General features: G+C 71.3%; 15 protein-coding genes. 7 read left to right on the forward strand and 8 right to left on the reverse strand.

Translation table 11 applies throughout. The features are described 5' to 3' along the window. Position 1: 1 nt before the first annotated feature. Entirely contained in the window at positions 2-664 is a 663-nt protein-coding gene (locus ACOFKS_RS08845; protein ID WP_419808874.1) for a TIGR02117 family protein, read from the forward strand. Positions 665-824: 160 nt separating this feature from the next. Next, positions 825-1,532 carry an esterase/lipase family protein gene (locus ACOFKS_RS08850; RefSeq protein WP_419808875.1) on the forward strand — a complete coding sequence of 236 codons (708 nt, stop codon included), beginning with the start codon at positions 825-827 and terminating at the stop codon, positions 1,530-1,532. Positions 1,533-1,568: 36 nt separating this feature from the next. Here ACOFKS_RS08850 and ACOFKS_RS08855 read toward each other — a convergent pair whose 3' ends face one another. Then, positions 1,569-1,847 (reverse strand): hypothetical protein, encoded by a 279-nt coding sequence (locus ACOFKS_RS08855; RefSeq protein WP_419808876.1) that lies wholly within the window; start codon positions 1,845-1,847, stop codon positions 1,569-1,571. Positions 1,848-1,849: 2 nt separating this feature from the next. Then, positions 1,850-2,890 carry a glycerophosphodiester phosphodiesterase gene (locus ACOFKS_RS08860; RefSeq protein WP_419808877.1) on the reverse strand — a complete coding sequence of 347 codons (1,041 nt, stop codon included), beginning with the start codon at positions 2,888-2,890 and terminating at the stop codon, positions 1,850-1,852. A gap of 17 nt (positions 2,891-2,907) precedes the next feature. Here ACOFKS_RS08860 and ACOFKS_RS08865 point away from each other — a divergent pair, with 17 nt between their 5' ends. From ACOFKS_RS08865 to ACOFKS_RS08885, 5 genes are all read left to right on the forward strand, one after another. Further along, positions 2,908-3,399: a 2Fe-2S iron-sulfur cluster-binding protein gene (locus ACOFKS_RS08865; RefSeq protein ID WP_419808878.1), complete on the forward strand. Its 492-nt coding sequence runs from the start codon at positions 2,908-2,910 to the stop codon at positions 3,397-3,399. Then, the gene (locus ACOFKS_RS08870; RefSeq protein ID WP_419808879.1) at positions 3,396-4,361 is read left to right on the forward strand and encodes an FAD binding domain-containing protein; all 966 of its coding nucleotides are present in this window, start codon (positions 3,396-3,398) and stop codon (positions 4,359-4,361) included. Before ACOFKS_RS08865 ends, ACOFKS_RS08870 begins: the two co-directional genes overlap by 4 nt. Then, positions 4,354-6,558 carry a xanthine dehydrogenase family protein molybdopterin-binding subunit gene (locus tag ACOFKS_RS08875; protein ID WP_419808880.1) on the forward strand — a complete coding sequence of 735 codons (2,205 nt, stop codon included), beginning with the start codon at positions 4,354-4,356 and terminating at the stop codon, positions 6,556-6,558. The genes ACOFKS_RS08870 and ACOFKS_RS08875 overlap by 8 nt, the downstream gene beginning before the upstream one ends. Positions 6,559-6,712: 154 nt before the next feature. Continuing rightward, entirely contained in the window at positions 6,713-7,648 is a 936-nt protein-coding gene (locus tag ACOFKS_RS08880) for an XdhC family protein (RefSeq protein ID WP_419808881.1), read from the forward strand. After that, positions 7,635-8,210: a nucleotidyltransferase family protein gene (locus ACOFKS_RS08885; protein ID WP_419808882.1), complete on the forward strand. Its 576-nt coding sequence runs from the start codon at positions 7,635-7,637 to the stop codon at positions 8,208-8,210. The genes ACOFKS_RS08880 and ACOFKS_RS08885 overlap by 14 nt, the downstream gene beginning before the upstream one ends. A 137-nt stretch (positions 8,211-8,347) precedes the next feature. Here the strand turns inward: ACOFKS_RS08885 and ACOFKS_RS08890 are convergent, their stop codons facing one another. The 6 genes from ACOFKS_RS08890 to ACOFKS_RS08915 all read right to left on the reverse strand — a co-directional run bounded on the left by ACOFKS_RS08890 (position 8,348) and on the right by ACOFKS_RS08915 (position 15,566). Next, the gene (locus ACOFKS_RS08890) at positions 8,348-9,556 is read right to left on the reverse strand and encodes an ABC transporter permease (protein WP_419808883.1); all 1,209 of its coding nucleotides are present in this window, start codon (positions 9,554-9,556) and stop codon (positions 8,348-8,350) included. 19 nt (positions 9,557-9,575) lie between these two features. After that, complete coding sequence (locus tag ACOFKS_RS08895; RefSeq protein WP_419808884.1) at positions 9,576-10,289, reverse strand: ABC transporter ATP-binding protein; 714 nt, start codon at positions 10,287-10,289, stop codon at positions 9,576-9,578. Between the two features lie 28 nt (positions 10,290-10,317). Next, complete coding sequence (locus ACOFKS_RS08900; RefSeq protein ID WP_419808885.1) at positions 10,318-11,682, reverse strand: efflux RND transporter periplasmic adaptor subunit; 1,365 nt, start codon at positions 11,680-11,682, stop codon at positions 10,318-10,320. After that, the gene (locus ACOFKS_RS08905; RefSeq protein ID WP_419808886.1) at positions 11,682-13,142 is read right to left on the reverse strand and encodes an efflux transporter outer membrane subunit; all 1,461 of its coding nucleotides are present in this window, start codon (positions 13,140-13,142) and stop codon (positions 11,682-11,684) included. The genes ACOFKS_RS08900 and ACOFKS_RS08905 overlap by 1 nt, the downstream gene beginning before the upstream one ends. A gap of 127 nt (positions 13,143-13,269) precedes the next feature. Further along, a complete protein-coding gene (locus ACOFKS_RS08910) occupies positions 13,270-15,318 on the reverse strand; it encodes a biotin carboxylase N-terminal domain-containing protein (RefSeq protein ID WP_419809280.1) in 2,049 nt (682 codons plus the stop codon). A 50-nt stretch (positions 15,319-15,368) separates the two neighbouring features. Then, positions 15,369-15,566, reverse strand: coding sequence for a hypothetical protein (locus tag ACOFKS_RS08915; RefSeq protein WP_419808887.1), 198 nt, complete (start codon positions 15,564-15,566; stop codon positions 15,369-15,371). Between the last annotated feature and the right edge of the window lie 7 nt (positions 15,567-15,573).

Here is a 15,573-nt window from a genome sequence, read left to right on the forward strand (position 1 = left end):
GATGACACGAAACGCTCGCCTGCGCGTCGCGGTTGCCTGGGCAGGGCAGGCATTGCTGATGCTGCTGCTCGGCTATGCCGCGGCGGGGCTGATCGGCGGGTCGGTGCCCGTCAACGCCGGGTGGCGACCGCCCGCCAACGGCGTGACGATCTGGGTCGAATCGAACGGCATCCACACCGGGCTGGTGATGCCCAAGGCGGCGGCGGGGGTGGATTGGCGCGGGTTCGCCCCGGCCGCCGACCTGCGCGACCCCCGCTTCGCCGGTTACGATCATGTCGCGATCGGCTGGGGCGAGCGCGACTTCTACCTCAAGACCGCGACCTGGGGCGACGTGCGGCCGCAGGTGGTGATCGGCGCGGCGTGGGGGAGCGACCGGACGCTGCTCCATGTCGAGCATGTGCCGGCGCCGCGCGCGGGCGTGGCGGTGCGCCGGATCGTGCTGCGGCCCGAGGAGTATCGCCGGCTGGCGGCCTATATCCGCGCGTCGCTGCTCAGCCGGCGGCATTGGCCGGGCTATGCGGGCAACGACGTGTTCTACGAGGCGCGCGGGCGCTATTCGCTGTTCTGGACCTGCAACAGCTGGACGGGCGCGGCGCTGGCGGCGGCGGGCGTGCGGGTCGGCCGGTGGACGCCGTTTCCGGTGACGGTGATGGGGTGGTTCTGAGCGGTGGCGCATCGCCGGGCGCTCGGTGGCGAACGCCGGAACCTCACGATCCTCGCACCCCGTCACCGCGGAAATGCGGCGCGGGCGACGTGGGTGAGGCGGACCGGATCGGCACGACGCGGACCGTGACATGCCCTCGCCGCTGTAGGACAGCGCCAAGATGACCACGCCCGATCCCGCCGATGCGCCGCGCGCGCCGTCCAAGGCCCTGTGGGCGGCGGAGCTGCCGCGCGCGGCGTGGACGGTGGCGAGCTGGCCCCGGCATCGCGCCGCGCTGAACGCCGCGCCGCGTGGCGACGGGCGGGCGGTGATGCTGTTGCCGGGACTGTTCAACTCGGACCGGTCGACCTTCGTGCTGCGGCGGTTCCTGACGCAGCTCGGCTATCGCGCGGTCGGGTGGGGACTGGGGCGCAACCTGGGGGCGCGCACGGTCGGGGTCGACGGCGAGCGGATCGTCGCGGGCGTGGCGGCGCTGCACGCCGAAGCGGGGCCGGTGACGCTGATCGGGGTAAGCCTGGGCGGCATGCTCGCGCGACTGGTGGCGCACCGGCGGCCCGAGCTGGTGCGGCAGGTGGTGACGATCTCGTCGCCCTTCGCGGGGCCGGGCAAGGCGACCAACGTCTGGCGCGCGTTCGAATGGGTCACGGGCGAGCGACTGGACGATCCGGCAGTGATGGCGCGCGCGGCGCTGATCGCCGGGCCGCTGCCGGTGCCGTCGACGGCGATCTGGAGCCGGTCGGACGGGCTGGTGGCGGGCGCGATCTGTCGCGACGAGGTCGGCGCAGCGATCGAGGTGCGAAGTCCGCATCTGGGCGTACAGGTGAAGCCCGAGGTGCTGCTGGCGGTGGCGCGGGTGCTGGCGGGGTAGAAGAGGAGCCGCCGCCTTCGGCCGCTGGTCTTCGACCTACCGCACGCTGTCCGCGGTGAAGCCGTGATACCCGTCGCAATCCTCGCGCTCGGGGTGGCCGTCGCACCGCTTCGCCCAGGCGCGGCGCTCCTTGCCCTCGCGCTCCTCCGCCTTTCGCATCTTGCGACCGTAGTTGCGGTCGGCCTCCGAGCGGCTGGTGGTCGTCCAGTCGACCACCTGCGCGGTCGCGCGGACCGGGGCGGTGACGACGGAGGCGACGGTGCGGACGCAGCCGCCCGCCGCCAGCGGGAGGAGTAGCAGGGCCAGTCGACGCATCCTCACTCCCTATCACGCATCAGCGCGCCGTCCGCCGGAAAATCGGTGAAGAAGCCGTCGATCCCCTGCTCCAGTGCCGACGCGATCTCCGCGCGCACGCCGGCGTGGCCCGCCTGTCCCTTGAAGCGCGCGGGCAGGAACATCTCCTCGGCGCGGTAGGTCCAGGGGTGGACCTTCAGCCCCGCCGCATGCGCCTGCGCGACGAGCGGGCTGGGCGTATCGCCCGACCACAACATCGCCTTGTTCGGGCCGATGCCATAGGCATAGCGCGCGACGGCGGCGAGCCCGGCGGGGGTGGTCATCGCCGCATAGCTGGGCTGCGCGCCATCGGCGGGGGCGCCGGTGCCGTCGAGCAGCTGGATCAGCCTGATCTTCGTCATACCATGCAGCCGCTGGAGGTTCTTTACCTCGAACGACTGGATGAACACCGGCGCGTCCGCCCGGTCCCAGCCGGCGGCGCGCAGCTGCGTGACCAGCGCCGCGTCGGTGGGATGGCCGATCGACGCGAAATAGGTCGGGTGCTTGGTTTCGGGATAGATGCCGATCGTCCGCCCGGTCTCCGCCGAGCGGCGCTTGGCGAGCGCAATGATCTCCGCCAGCGTCGGGATCTCGAACCGGCCGTCATAGGCGGCGTTGCCGGGCCGCAGTTGCGGCAGGCGCTCGCGGGCCCGCAGCGTCTTCAGCTCGGCGAGGGTGAAGTCCTCGGTGAACCAGCCGGTGACCTGCTGGCCGTCGATCGTCTTGGTCGTCTTGCGGCTCGCGAACTCCGGGTGCGCGGCGACGTCGGTGGTGCCGCCGATCTCGTTTTCGTGCCGCGCGACCAGCACGTCGTCCTTGGTCGGCACCAGATCGGGCTCGATGAAGTCGGCGCCCTGCTCGATCGCAAGCTCATAGGCGGCGAGCGTGTGTTCGGGCCGCAGCCCACTGGCGCCGCGATGGGCGATGAGGATCGGACGCTGGGACACCGGTTCGCTCTGGCTTGCGGTGACGGCGAGCGCTAGCGTCGATGCGGCGAACAGCGCGCTCGATAGGGCGGCGAGCATCGGGAGAGCCTTTCGCGATGGAATGGACGATCAACGGCCGGGCCTACCATGCGGAGCCCGACATCCGCACCACTGTGCTCGATCTGTTACGCGAGCATGTCGGTCTGACCGGCGCGAAGAAGGGCTGCGACCACGGCCAGTGCGGCGCGTGCACGGTGCTGATCGATGGTAGACGCGTGCTGAGCTGCCTGACGCTGGCGGTGATGCACCAGGGCGATGCGATCACGACGATCGAAGGGATCGCCGACGGCGACGCGCTGCATCCGTTACAACGGGCGTTCATCGCCCATGACGGCTATCAGTGCGGCTATTGCACGCCGGGGCAGATCTGTTCGGCGGTGGGGATGCTGGACGAGGCGGCCAAGGGGTGGGCGAGCCACGCCACGGGCGACCTCGCCGCGCCGGTGCTCGACCGGGCCGAGATATCGGAGCGGATGAGCGGCAATCTGTGCCGGTGCGCGGCCTATCCCAACATCGTCGATGCGATAGCAGAGGTCGCCGAAGCATGAGGACGTTCGACTATGTCCGCGCCGACTCGGCGGCGGCGGCCGTCGCGGCCGGGGCGGCGGCCGGCGCGCGGTTCATCGCGGGCGGGACCAACCTGATCGACCTGATGAAGCTGGAGATCGAGGCGCCGGCGACGCTGGTCGACATCAGCCGCCTCGAGCTCGCCGGGGTCGAGGACCTGCCCGACGGCGGGCTGCGGATCGGCGCGCTGGTGCCCAACAGCGACCTGGCGGCGCACCCGGCGGTGATCGCGCGCTATCCGGTGCTGGCGCGGGCGCTGCTGGCGGGCGCGTCGGGGCAGTTGCGGAACATGGCGACGGTCGGCGGCAATCTGTTGCAGCGGACGCGATGCTATTATTTCTACGACACCGCCGCCGCCTGCAACAAGCGGGTGCCGGGCAGCGGCTGTGCGGCGCAGGGCGGCTATACGCGCAACCTGGCGGTGCTGGGCGGCTCCGCGCAGTGCTTCGCGACGCATCCGAGCGACATGGCGGTGGCGCTGCGGGCGCTGGATGCCGTCGTGGTGACCGACCGGCGGCAGGTGCCGCTCGGCGAGTTCCACCGTCGGCCCGGCGAGACGCCCGCGGTGGAGACGGTGCTGGCGCCGGGCGAGCTGATCGTCGCGATCGAGCTGCCGCCGCCCGCCGGTGACCGTCAGGTCTATCGCAAGGTACGCGACCGCGCGTCCTATGCCTTTGCGCTGGTGTCGGTGGCGGGCGTGGTGCGGATGGCGGACGGGCGGATCGAGCACGCGACGCTGGCGTTCGGCGGGCTGGGCACCGTGCCGTGGCGCGATCCGGCGGCGGACGCGGTGCTGGTCGGCGAGACCCCCTCCGACGCGCTGTTCGCACGCGCGGCGGACGTGCTGCTGGCGGAGGCGCGCGGCGCGGGTGACAACGACTTCAAGATCCCGCTAGCGCGGCGGGTGCTGATCGCCTCACTCAGGGAGCTGACCGATGGCTGAGCTGATGATGGACGCGCCGTATCGGCCGGCGGCGCTCGACCGGGCGGAGCAGGGCGTGCTGGGCCGGCCGCTCGACCGGATCGACGGGCCGGCGAAAGTGACCGGCGACGCGCAATATGCGGTCGAGCGGGCACCGGCGGGGACCACCTATGCCGCGATCGTCGGCGCGCCGGTGGGCGCGGGCCGGGTGACGGGGATCGACGCCGCCGCCGCCGAGGCGCTGGCCGGGGTGCTGGCGGTGATCCACGACGACGCGCGGATGCCGGCGGGAGGATCGAACTCGCAGAACCTCTCGACGCAGGGGTCGGCGCGGATCTTCCATTTGGGCCAGCCGGTGGCGCTGGTCGTCGCCGAGAGCGCCGAGATCGCGCGCGAGGCGGCCCGGCGGGTGCGGGTCGCGGTCGACGAGGTGCCGGGGCGCTACGACGTCGCGGCGGAGACGCCGGTCAGCGATCACGGCATCGGTTTCCTGCCCACCATCGCCAAGGGCGACCTCGAGGGCGCGCTGGCGGCGAGTGCGGTGACGCTGGACCGGACCTGGCGCACGCCGGTCCACTTCCCCGCCGCGCTGGAGCCGCATGGCTCGACGCTGTGGTGGGAGGACGGCAAGCTCACCGTCCGGTCGAGCAATCAGGTGATCGGCGCGGCGAAGGCGACGATCGCCAAGGCGCTGGGCATCGACGCCGATCGTGTGCGGGTGCTGGCGCCGTTCGTCGGCGGCGGCTTCGGCGGCAAGACCGGGGTCGGGCCGGAGGTGATCCTGGCGGCGATCGCGGCGGAGCGGATCGGGCGGCCGGTCAAGGTTTCCATCCCGCGCGCACAGTCGGCGGCGCTGGTTCATCACCGCTCCGACACGGTGCAGCGGGTACGGCTCGGCGCGGACGAACGCGGCGTGATCGGCGCGATCGCGCATGAAAGCGTGGCGGCGCAGAACGACGATTCGAAGTTCCTGGAGCCGGTGCCGTTCGGGACGCTGCCGTTGTATCGCGGCGAGGTGCGGCATTTCCGCACCGATCTGGTCCGCGTCGACCTGCCCGCCACCGGCGCGGTGCGCGCGCCCGGCGAGGCGATCGGCTCGTTCGCGGTCGAGGGCGCGATGGACGAGCTGGCGGAGATGATCGGGATCGATCCCATAGAGCTGCGCCGCCGCAACGAGCCCGACGTCGATCCGCTGAGCGGCAAGCCGTTCTCCACGCGGCGGCTGCTCGACTGCTACACCGAGGGCGCGGCGCGGTTCGGCTGGTCCGACACGATGCCGACGCCGGGATCGCGGCGCGAGGGCGAGTGGCTGATCGGGGTCGGCATGGCGGCCAGCCTGCGCGGCAATTTCACCGTCAACGCGCAGGCGCGGGTGCGGCTGGAGGCGGACGGGCGCGCGACGGTCGAGTGCGACATGACCGACATCGGCACCGGCACCTACACGATCCTGGCGCAGACCGCGGGCGAGATGCTGGGCATGCCGGTCGATCGCGTCGACGTGCGGCTGGGCGACACCGACCTGCCGCCGACCGCCGGTTCGGGCGGGTCGTTCGGCGCGGGGTCGTCGGCGAGCGCGGTGGCGCTGGCATGCGAGGACATCCTGGTCGAGCTGGCGCGACGGATGAACGCGGCGCCCGACGAGCTGACGCTGAAGGACGGCTGCGTCCGCGCCGGCGGCCGCGAGGCGACGCTGGCGGAGCTGACGCGGGGAACGCCGATCGAGGCGACCGGCAAGACCGGGCCGGGCAAGGAGAGCAAGGCGACCAGCCAGGCGAGCCACGGCGCGCAGTTCGCGGAGGTCGCGGTCAACGCGGTCACGGGCGAGGTGCGGGTGCGCCGCATGGTCGGCACGTTCGACATCGGCCGAGTGCTCAACGAGAAGACCGCCCGGTCGCAGATCCTGGGCGGCATGATCTGGGGGATCAGCTACGCGTTGATGGAACACGCCGTGGTCGACGTGCGGACGGGCGCGTTCGTGACGCCCGACTTCGGCGAGTATCACGTCGCGGTGTCGGCGGACGTGCCGGCGATCGAGGTGAACTTCATCGAGGAGGTCGACGACCACGCCAATCCGGTCGGCGCCAAGGGCGTGGGCGAGCTGGGCATCTCCGGCGCGGGCGCGGCGGTGATGAACGCGGTCTACAATGCCTGCGGCGTCAGGGTGTACGACCTGCCGATCACGCCCGACAAGCTGCTGGCCGGCTTGCCGGCGATGTAATTCCTCCCCGCTTGCGGGGAGGGGGACCGCACGGCGCAGCCGGGTGGTGGAGGGGGCGGGCCGCGAGTGCGTCGCCCGCGGTGAGCCCCCTCCACCACCGCGCTGGCGCGCGGCGGTCCCCCTCCCCACTATGTGGGGAGGACTGGAGTAGAGAATGGCCGAGAACGATTCCGTCATCGCCGCCGCGCGGGCGTGGAAGGGTGAGCCGCTGGCGCTCGCCACCGTGATCTCCACCTGGGGATCGGCGCCGCGACCGCGCGGGAGCCACATGCTGGTCCATGGCGACGGGCGGTTCGAGGGCTCCGTTTCGGGCGGCTGCGTCGAGAGCGACATCATGGAAACCGCCGCGCAGGTGATCGCGGGCGCGCCGTTCCAGCGCCGCCGCTATGGCGTCGCGGACGCGGCGGCGTGGGAGGTCGGGCTGCCGTGCGGCGGCGAGATCGAGGTGATCGTGCAGCCGGTGTCGGCGGAGGGCTTCGACCCCGAGCTGTTCGAGCGCGTCGCCGAGGCGCGCGACCGGGGCGACGCGCTGACCGTTACCACCGACCTGACGAGCGGGTACAGCGACCTGCGCCCGCAGGCGACGGGCGAGGCGTTCCTCAACCGCTATGACCCGCCGCGCCGGCTGCTGATCGTCGGCGCGGTGCAGATCGCGCAGACGCTGGCGAAGCTGACGGCGGCGCTGGGGGTGGAGACGGTGGTGATCGACCCGCGCGCGCGGTTCCTGACCGACGAGCGCTTTCCCGGCGTCACGCTGGACGATCGCTGGCCGGACGAGGCGGTCGCCGCCTATCGGCCGGGACCCGCGACGGCGGTGGTGACGCTCAGCCACGACATCAAGATCGACGATCCGGCGCTGCTCGCGGCGCTGGCGAGTTCGGCCGGCTATGTCGGCGCGCTTGGCAGCCGCAAGAGCCATGCGGCGCGGCGCGAGCGGCTGGCGGCGGCGGGCGTCGCGGCGGCCGACATCGACCGCATCGACGCGCCCGTCGGCCTCGACATCGGCGCGATCGGCCCGTCGGAGATCGCGCTGTCGATCGCCGCGGCGATGGTCGGCAGCTGGCACGGGATGGGGCGTGATCGCGGTTGAGGACACGGTTCTGGTGCTGCTGGCGGCGGGTCTGTCGCAGCGGTTCGGCGACGCGCCCAAGCTGCACCAGCCGCTCCTGAACCGGCCGCTGGGAATGCACGCGGCGGTGACGCTGGCGGCGTTGCCGTTCCGCGAGCAGGTCGCGGTGGTCGATGATGACCCCCTGTCCTACGACACGCTCGGTTTTCGGATGATCGCCAACCCGGACCCGGCGCAGGGCATGGCGTCGTCGCTGCGGCTCGGCGTCGCCCACGCCAAGGCACAGGGTGCGAGCGCGGTGCTGGTCGCGCTCGCCGACATGCCGTGCGTCACCGCCACGCATGTCCTGCGGCTGTTCGACGCGGCGACGGGGCCGGATACGGTGGTGGCGTCGAGCGACGGACACGCGGCGACGCCCCCGGCGCTGTTCGGGCGCGGGCGGTTCGAGGCGCTGCTGGCGCTGGAGGGGGAAAACGGCGCGCGCGACCTGATCCGCGCGGGGCGGCACGTGGTGACGGACGCGGCGGACCTGGTCGATGTGGATACGCCGGCGGAGCTGGCGCGGCTGCGCGGGATGGTCTGAAATCCTCCCCGCCTGCGGGGAGGTGGCGCGCGTAGCGTGACGGAGGGGGTTCTCCTCATCGCGCTACGCTCGCGGCCCGCCCCCTCCGTCCCGCGCTACGCGCGTGCCACCTTCCCGCAAGCGGGGAGGATCGCGCCTCACTCGTGCCGCAGGGCGTCGATCGGGTTCAGCCCAGCCGCGCGTCTTGCCGGAAAATACCCGAACACCACGCCGATCACCGCCGAGATCGCGAACGCCACCACGTTGATCTCCGGCACGAAGATCCACGGCACCTGGATCAGCGGCGTGATGATGCCGATCACGCCCTGCGCCACCACCAGCCCGATCAGCCCGCCCAGGCACGACAGCGCCACCGCCTCGACCAGGAACTGCAACAGCACCTCGCGCGCCACCGCGCCGATCGCGAGGCGAATGCCGATCTCGCGCGTCCGCTCGGTGACCGACACCAGCATGATGTTCATGATGCCGATGCCGCCGACGACCAGGCTGATCGCCGCCACCACCGCAACGATCGATGTCAGCAATGTCGTCGTCCCGGTCAGCGTGTCGCTGATCTGCTTCGTGTCGAAAATGTTGAAATCATCGTCCTTGCCCACGGTGATGCCACGCCGCTCGCGCAGCAGGTCGGTCATCGAGGACTGGACGGCGCTGGTCGCGAAGCGGGTATCGACGCCGACCAGCATCAGGCGGATGTCGCGGCTGCCGGTGAAGCGGCGCTGCACCGCCTTGATCGGCATCACCACCGTGTCGTCCTGATCGCCGCCGAACCCCGCCTGTCCGCGCGTGGTGAGCACGCCGATCACGTCGCACGAGACCGCACCGATGCGGAAACGCTTGCCGACCGCGTCGATGCCGGGGAACAGGTTCTTGCGCACGGTATTGCCGATGACGCAGACCGCCTTTCCCGCCTGTTCCTCCGCCGGCGTCCACGTGCGGCCCTTGACGAGCGGCCAGGGCTGGACCTGCCAGATCGCGTCGGTGGTGCCGTTGACCGTGGTGGACCAGTTCGCACCCTCGTAGATGCCGGTCGCGGTCGCCGACGCCTGCGGCGCGACGGCGGTGACGCCCGCGACCTGCGCGGCGATCGCGGTCACGTCCTCCGGCTTGAAGTCGGGCGGACGCGGGCCACCGCCGCCGCGCCCGAAGCCCTGGCCGGGCCGGACCTGCAGGATGTTGGTGCCGAGCGCGCTGATCTGCTTCTGCACGGCGGCCGTGGTCGCCTTGCCCAGCGTCACCATCGTCACCACCGCGCCGACGCCGATGATGATGCCGAGGATCGTCAGGAACGACCGCAGCTTGTGCCGCGCGATCGACCGCAGCGCGAGGAGGAGAGTGGTGCCGATCATGGGCGCAAAATGGTACGTGTCATCCGTCCACCGCCTCGCCCGGGCGATGCTGCGCCTCGACCCGCTCCACCAGCCCGTCCTTGAAATGCACCACCGTCCGCGCGAACGCGGCCATGTCGGGTTCGTGCGTCACCATCAGCACGGTGATGTTGCTGTCGCGGTTGAGCTGGGTCAGCAGCTCCATGATCTCGACCGAGCGTTCGCTGTCGAGATTGCCGGTCGGCTCGTCGGCGAGCAGCACGTCGGGCGTGGTGACGATCGCGCGCGCGATGGCGACGCGCTGTTGCTGCCCGCCCGACAGTTCGGCCGGCGTGTGATCCCACCAGTTCGCCAGCCCGACCTTGTCGAGCGCCGCCATCGCGAGGTCGTGGCGCGCGCGCTTCTCGTCGCCGCGATACAATAGCGGCAGCTCGACGTTCTCCAGCGCCGATGTGCGGGCGAGGAGGTTGAAGCCCTGGAACACGAAGCCGAGATAGCGGCGCCGCAGCAGCGCACGCTGGTCGCGGTCGAGCGCCTCGACATGATGCCCCCGGAACAGGAAGGTGCCCGCGCTCGGCACGTCGAGGCAGCCGAGGATGTTCATCGTCGTCGACTTGCCCGACCCCGACGCCCCCATGATCGCGACGAAATCCCCCGCCGCGATGTCGAGGTCGACGCCCTTCAGCGCCTGAAACGCGGTCGCGCCGGCGCCATAGGTTTTGGTGACGGCCCGCAGCGAGATAAGCGGGTCCACCTAGCCTCTCCCTGCGGGGGAGAGGGCCCTAGTTGCCACCGCTCGCCCCCTGCCGCCGCGCGCCGCCACGTCGTGCCCCGCCGCCGCCCGCGTCGTCGGTCGACAACACGCCGGTGATGACCTGCATCCCCGGCCGCAAGCCGCCGCTCAGCACCTCGGTCTGCGTGCCGTCGGTGTCGCCGGTGGTGACCTGCACCGCCTGCGGGGTGCCGTCCGCGCCCTTGATATAGACCGTTTGTGTGGCACCGCGGCCGAGCGTTGCGGTACGCTCCGGACGATTGCGACGGGGGCCGAAGGTCAGCGAGCTGGTGATGCCCCCCTGTCCCGCCGCGGCGGCGGCCGGCTTGAACCGCAGCGCGGCGTTGGGGACGAGCAGCGCGTTGCGCTTGTCGGCGGTGACGATGTCGGCGGTCGCGGTCATGCCCGGCCGGAGCTGGCCGTCCGGGTTGGCGACGGACAGGTCGGCGGCGTAGCTGACGACCTGGCCGGTGGTGGTGGTCGTCGTCGTGGTCGCGCTCGCCGAGCTGACCGTCAGGTTGGAGCCGACGTCGACGCGGGTGATCTGTGCGGGAAAGGTGCGGCCGGGAAAGGCATCGACGGTGAAGCTCGCCTTTTGGCCGGTCTGCACCGCGCCGACGTCCGCCTCGTCGATCGCGACCTCCAGCTTCATCCTCGTCAGGTCTTCCGCGATGACGAACAGCGTCGGCGTGTTGAACGAGGCGGCGACGGTGGCGCCGGGATCGATCTGACGCGCCAGCACGACGCCCGACACCGGCGAGCGGATGATGGCACGGGCGCGCTGCGTCTGCGATTGCGCGAGCTGAGCGCGGGCGGCGGCGACCTGCGCCTGCGCGACGCGCAGGCCGGCGACCGCGCGCTGCGCGTTGGCGCGGCCGGTCTGAAGCTCGGTCGCCGACGGCACCCGGCCCTTCGACAGGCGATAGACCTCGTTCAACCGCGCCAGCTGCGCCTGCGCTTCCCCCACCGTCGCCTGCGCCTGCGCGACCTGCGCGCCATTGGCGGCGAGCGTGGCCTCGGCGGCGCGGATCTGGTCGTCGATCTGTTGCGGGTCGATCAGTGCCAGCGGCTGGCCGGCGACGACACGGTCGTTGACGTCGACCACGACCTTGGTGACCAGCCCCGACAGCTGCGAGCCGACCGTGACCTGATTGGTCGGCGCGAGCTTGCCCGTCGCCGACACGCTGACGGTCAGGTCGCCGCGCGCGACGGGGGCGGTGGCATATTCGGCCGCGACGGTGCCGCCGAAGATCAACCGTTGCGCCAGCAGGAGCAGCAGCACGACGCCGATCGCGACCAACGCCCATTTGGCCCAGCGGTGCCACGCTGGCGCGGGTTTCACGCCGAGGAAGTCGTCTATCGCGGCATCGGCCATCAGCGTGCGCCTGTGTTCGCGGGCGGCACGCGCCCATCGGGAAGAATGGTCTCGTCCCAGCCGCCGCCGAGCGCGGCGTAGAGCTGGACCAGCGCGGCGGCGCGGTCGGCCTGCGCCCCGGTCAGCCCGTTGCGCGCGGAAAGCAGCGCCAGCTCCTGGTTCTGGAGCGTGGTGAAGTCGGTCAGGCCGCTGCGATATTGCGAGCGGCCCAGGATCGCGGCGTTGCTGGCGGCGTCGAACGCGATCGCGAACTCGCGCTGGCGGGCGTCGGCGGCGGTCAACGCGGACAGCGCATTCTCGACATCCTCCAGCGCGGTCAGCACCGTGCCCTTGTAGGCGGCGAGCGCGACGTCGGCGGCGGCCTCCTGCCCGCGCACCTGCGAGCGCAGCCGCCCGCCGTTGAAGATCGCCTGCGTCAGCCCGGCGAACAATCCGCCGGTGACCGTGCTCGCCAGATTGCCGAGCGAGGTCGCGTTGGTGGCGATGTTGCCGGTGATCGCGAGCGCCGGATACAGCTGCGCCTTGGCGACGCCGATCCGCGCGGTGGCGGCGGCGAGCGCGCGCTCGGCGGCGCGGACGTCGGGACGCTGGCGCAGCACGTCGGCGGGGATGCCCGCGCCCACCGCCGTCGCGGTCGGGATCGGCCGGGTCGCCGCCAGCTCGGCGCGGAGCGCACCGGGCGCCTGCCCGGTCAGCACGCCCAGCCGCGCGACGGTCTGGTCATATTGCTGCTGGAGCTGCGGCACCGTGGCGGCGGTCTGCGCGCGTTGCGTGCGCGCCTGCTCGGCGTCGAGCGACGACACCAGCCCCGCCTGGACGCGAAACCCAGCGATCTCAAGATTGTCGTCCTGGATGGCGAGCGACGCCTGCGCGTTCGCAATCTGGGCCTGATAGGCGCGGGCGAGCACGTAGTTGCGTCCGACCTCGCTCGTCACCGACACCAGCACGGTCGCATAGTCGAAGCGCGCGGCGTCGTTCTCCGCGCGGCTCGCCTCGACGGTGCGGCGGACCTCGCCGAACAGACCGAGCTGATATTGCGCGTCGGCGCCGAGCGAGAAGCTGTCGCCGGCGGAGCGGGTGATGGTGGTCACCGTCCCGTCCGGCAGGGTCAGGTTGCTGGCACCGCCACGCAGGTTGAACGAGCGGTTGTATCCGGCCGAACCGCTGATGGTGGGGAGCAGGTTCGCGCGGCTCTGAACCAGCGACTCGCGCGCCTGCCGCAGGCGGCCGACCGCCTGCGCGAGGTCGGTGTTGGTGGTGCGCGCCTGCTCGACCAGACGGGAAAGCTCGGGGTCGCCGAACCGTTGCCACCAGTGCGTCAGGTCCTCGGCACGCGGGCCGGCGGGTAGCGAATACACGTCGGGCACGCCGAGCTGGGCGGTCGTACGCGGGTGGTAGTCGGGACCGACGGTGCAGGCGCCAAGGGCGGCTAGCGCGACAAGGGCGGCAAAACGGCGCATCGCTGGCGCAGATGGGGACGGGGCGCGTTGCGGTCCAGTGCGAATATGTCGCAAGCTTTGCCGTGCGTCGTCGTGTCGGGCACGCGTCAGGCGTGATCGACCCGGCAAAATGACGGGCTGACGCAGCTCATTCCAGTTCCAGGATCACCTGATCGACCGCCAGGCTCTCCCCCGCCTTTGCCTCGACGGACTTCACCACGCCCGTTTTCCCGGCACGCAGGATGTTCTCCATCTTCATCGCCTCGACCACGGCGAGCGGCTGTCCCGCCTCGACCTTGTCGCCCTCACCGACATCGAGGCGGACGAGCAGGCCCGGCATGGGCGCGAGCAGAAAGCGGCTGAGGTCGGGCGGCACCTTGTCGATCAGGTGTCGCGCATAGGGCGCCACGTGCGCGGGAAGGACGCGGGCGACATGGCCTGCGCCGCGGGCGGTGAGGCGGAATCCGTCGCGGGTGCGCCGCAGCCCAACGGCGAGATGCTCGCCCTCCGCCTCGATTTCGACCAGCGTGTCGCCGGGCGTGTACTCGGCGGCAAAGTCGAGTTCTTCGCCATCGACCACGATCGCGTCGGCGGCGAGCAGGACCTGATGCGCGTGCTCGCCGATGCGGACGACCCACTCGCCCGGCGGTGACAGACGGTAACCGAGCTGACCGTCGGTGCGACGCGCGCGATCGGCCTCGGCGGTGGCGGCGAAGGCGGCGACGGCGGCAAGCGTGCGGATCAGCGCGGCGTCGGCGGGCGCGCCGTGGAAGCCGTCTGGGTATTCCTCGGCGATGAAGCCCGTCGTGATCGCGCCGTCACGGAAGCGGGGGTGCTGCATCAGCGCCGACAGGAAATCGATGTTGTTGCCGACGCCCTCGATGACGAACCGGTCGAGTGCCGCGATCTGCGCGTCGATCGCGGCTTCGCGCGTCGGTGCCCAGGTGACCAGCTTGGCGATCATCGGATCGTAGAAGATCGACACCTCGCCGCCCTCGCGGACGCCGTCGTCGACGCGGGTGTAGGGGATTTGCCCTTCGACTTCGCTCAGGGCGAACGGAGGTTGAGAGACACCATCGCTCCCCATGCCGTTCCTGCTGAGCGAAGTCGAAGCACCTTCCCGCAGCACCGGTTCCTGATGTGCTTCCGCCTCGGGCGGCGCGTAGCGGACCAGCCGGCCGGTACTCGGCAGAAAACCGCGATACGGGTCCTCGGCATAGACGCGGTTTTCGATCGCCCAGCCGTCGAGTCGCACGTCGTCCTGTCCGAACGCCAGCGGCTCGCCGGCGGCGACGCGGATCATCTGTTCGACCAGGTCGAGGCCGGTGATCGCCTCCGTCACCGGGTGCTCGACCTGAAGCCGGGTGTTCATCTCGAGAAAGTAGAAGCCCTCACCGGTGGTGTCGGCGCCCGAGACGATCAGCTCGACCGTCCCGGCGGAGTAATAGCCGACCGCCTTGGCGAGCGCGACCGCCTGCTCGCCCATCGCGCGCCGCATCGCGGGCGTCACGAACGGCGATGGCGCTTCCTCGACCACCTTCTGGTGACGACGCTGGATCGAGCATTCGCGTTCGCCGAGATACAACACGGTGCCGTGCTGGTCGCCGAGCACCTGGATCTCGATATGGCGCGGGCTCTCGATGAACTTCTCGATGAACACGCGGTCGTCGCCGAAGCTGGCGAGCCCTTCGCGCTTGGTCGCCTCGAAGCCCTCGCGAACGTCCTGCTCGGACCAGGCGAGCCTCATGCCCTTGCCGCCGCCGCCCGCCGACGCTTTCATCATCACCGGGTAGCCGATGTCGCCCGCGATCCTCACGGCGGCGTCGGTGTCGGCGATCTCGCCCAGGAAGCCCGGCACGACGTTGACGCCCGCCGCCTTGGCGAGTTTCTTGGACTCGATCTTGTCGCCCATCGCCGCGATCGCGTTGGGCGGCGGACCGACGAACGCGATCCCCGCATCGGCACAGGCGCGCGCGAAGCTCTCGCGCTCCGACAGGAAGCCGTAGCCGGGGTGAATGCAGTCGGCGCCGGTCTCGCGCGCGGCGAGCAGGATCAGCTCGGCCTTGAGATAACTGTCCGCGGCCGGTGCCGGCCCCAGCCGCACGCTCTCGTCCGCCATCAGCACATGCGGCGCGCGCGCGTCGGCGTCGGAGTACACCGCGACCGTGGCGATCCCCATCCGCTTGGCGGTCCGCATGACCCGGCACGCGATCTCGCCGCGATTGGCGACCAGGATTTTCTTGAACACTAGAGAACCTTCCAACGCTTCAGGATGAACAGCGCCCAAGCGGCATAACCGACGACGCAAACCGCGAGGATGACGCGCCCGTCCCGCACCCGATCCGCCTCGCAGTGAACGGCGGAGGGCGAGCAGTCGCCCCATTGCGCCAAGGCGACGGCGTAGGTCGCCACGCCCGCGAACAGGGCAGAGAAAAGGACGAACATCGCGGCG

Source organism: Sphingomonas sp. (assembly GCF_965200135.1).
Taxonomy (GTDB): Bacteria; Pseudomonadota; Alphaproteobacteria; order Sphingomonadales; family Sphingomonadaceae; genus Sphingomonas.